At 70.2% G+C, this 2285-nt stretch carries 2 protein-coding genes; one reads left to right on the forward strand and one right to left on the reverse strand.

All coding sequences use genetic code 11. The features are described 5' to 3' along the window. Positions 1-62: 62 nt before the first annotated feature. Positions 63-1010 carry a DMT family transporter gene (locus ACIKT0_RS17245; RefSeq protein ID WP_407106589.1) on the reverse strand — a complete coding sequence of 316 codons (948 nt, stop codon included), beginning with the start codon at positions 1008-1010 and terminating at the stop codon, positions 63-65. 129 nt (positions 1011-1139) lie between these two features. Here ACIKT0_RS17245 and ACIKT0_RS17250 point away from each other — a divergent pair, with 129 nt between their 5' ends. After that, entirely contained in the window at positions 1140-2111 is a 972-nt protein-coding gene (locus ACIKT0_RS17250) for a YihY/virulence factor BrkB family protein (RefSeq protein ID WP_407106590.1), read from the forward strand. Positions 2112-2285: the final 174 nt, after the last annotated feature.

The following is a 2285-nucleotide window of genomic DNA, read 5'->3' on the forward strand; positions in this document are numbered from 1 at the left end:
GCGGGCTGTGCGGCGGTCATGAATGTCGCTCCGGAAGGGTGCGCAGCCGGCCGCGAGGGGGGTCAGGCGGGCCGGCGCAACGTTTCGGCTGCATCCTCGTCATCGCGGGCCGCTGCGGCAATGCACCCTTCGGCGGACGCCGGAGCGCCTTTCGCGTTGGCCAGCACGACGCCCGCGGCCGCAAGGCCCATGCCAAGAAGCTGCACGGCCGAGAGGGTCTCCCCGAACAGCAGGAACGCCTCGAGCACCGCCACCGGGGGCACGAGGAAGATCAGGGTCGCGACCCTCGAAACCTCGCCGCGCTTGATCATCGCGAGCATCAGCATGATCGCGCCGATCGACAGGACCAGAACGGACCAGGCGAGCGCGAGGGCGGCCTCCGGCGTCCAGTTCACGTGGAAGTCCTCCGCGAGCAGGGCCACCGGCGCGGTCAGCATGATCGCCCCTGCGTATTGCAGGGAGGCGAGCGCCTTGAGGTCCATCCCCCCGAGCGAACGCTTCTGGTGCAGCGTCGCGGCGGCGACGGCGACCATGGCGAGCACGTTGACGCCGAGCGGGAGCAGCGCTCCCGAGAGATCGTTCGCCGCGGCGAGCTTCGGGGCGACCACGGCCGCGACGCCGAGAAAGCCGAGGCCCACGCCGAGCCATCGCTTCGGCGTCAGCCGCTCGCCGAGCAGCGGCCCGGCCGCCAGCACCGTGAACAGCGGTTGCAGCGCTGCGATCAGGGCCGAGACCCCCGCCGGCACGCCGTGGGCGATCGCCCACCAGACGCCGCCCAGATAGAGCCCGTGCAGCATCATGCCGTTGACGAGCGCCCCGCCCCACTCCGATGGCCGCCGGGGCCAGCGCGCGCCGGCCAGGAATGCGACGGGAGCGAGCAGCGCGAGCGCGCAGACATAGCGCAGCGTCAGGAACGTCAGCGGGCCGGCGTGGGGGGTCGCGAACTTCGCGACGACCCAGCCGGTGGACCACATCAGGACGAACAGTGCGGGCGCGATCAGAGAGGGCATCTACGGGTCCGGACGAGCCGCGCTTCTCGCCCGCCGCAGCCCTTCGCGCAAACGCGTAATGCTGATGGCCGCATCACCGCCCCTGATGTGACGGCGGCGGCCCGCGGCGCCCGGTGCGAGACTCCCCGCTTGCCCCCTTCGCGCTACATTGACGCCATGATCGCCAAGCCTCGCAACGCGACCTTGCGGGTCGTGGACATCGTCTGGGAGGCGCTGAAGCGCTTCGATCGCGATGACGGCTGGGCGATTTCCGCGCATATCGCGCTGAACGGGCTGCTCGCGATCTTTCCGTTCCTGATCTTCGTGACCGCGCTTGCGGCTTTTCTGGGCGCCGGGCAGATGTCCGGACAGATCGTCCACATCATCTTCGACACCTGGCCCCAGGCGGTCGCCGCGCCTCTGGCCGGCGAAGTCGACAAGGTGCTCAACGAACCGCGCGGCGGCGTGCTCACGATCGGCGTGCTGCTGACGCTCTGGGTCTCGTCCTCGGCCGTCGAGGCGCTGCGCATCGCGCTAGGGCGCGCGTACCACTGCCCCACGTCGAAGCCGATCTGGCTGTCGCGGCTGCAGAGCATGTGGTTCGTGGCGCTCGGGGCGCTCGGGCTCGTGGTCGTCGCGGTGTTCATCGTCCTTTGGCCGCTCCTCTGGGACTTCGCCATCAACCACCGCTATCTCAGCTGGCTCGTAGCCTTCGAGCTGACGAGCAACGTCCTGCGCTACGCCGTCACCATCGTGGTGCTCGCGATCGCCCTGATCGCAGCGCATCTCTGGCTGCCGGGCGGCCGGCGGAAGGTGGTGGACGTGCTGCCCGGCGTGGTCATCACGATCTTCCTGTTCATCGCCGGCGCGACCATGTTCTCGATCTATATCGCGCGGTTCGCGAACTACGCCTCGACCTATGCGGGGCTCGCCGGAGCGATGACGGCCGTGGTCTTTCTCAACGTCAGCGCGGCGCTGTTCATCCTGGGCGCGGAGTTCAACGCCGTGCTGATGGAGCGCCGGAAGGGCAGGGCCGCGGGATGTTCGAACCCCAAGAGCCGCGCGGCCGCCGAACGGATCGGCGGTCGCGGGCGCCCCAACACGGGCGCCGCGTCAGCTTGAGCCGCACTCCCGCCGCCCTGGTCGGCCTGACGCGCTAGCGCCGCGCGAGACGCAGCTTGCGGGTCTTGGCGATCTTCGCCTCCAGCGCCCGGATGCGCGCTTCATGCGCGGCCCAGAAGCGGGCGTTGTCGGCTGCGGTGTGCCGGCCGGGCCGCCACCCGAGATAGAGATCGG

Source organism: Hansschlegelia beijingensis, from assembly GCF_045505405.1.
Lineage (GTDB): Bacteria > Pseudomonadota > Alphaproteobacteria > Rhizobiales > Methylopilaceae > Methylopila > Methylopila beijingensis_A.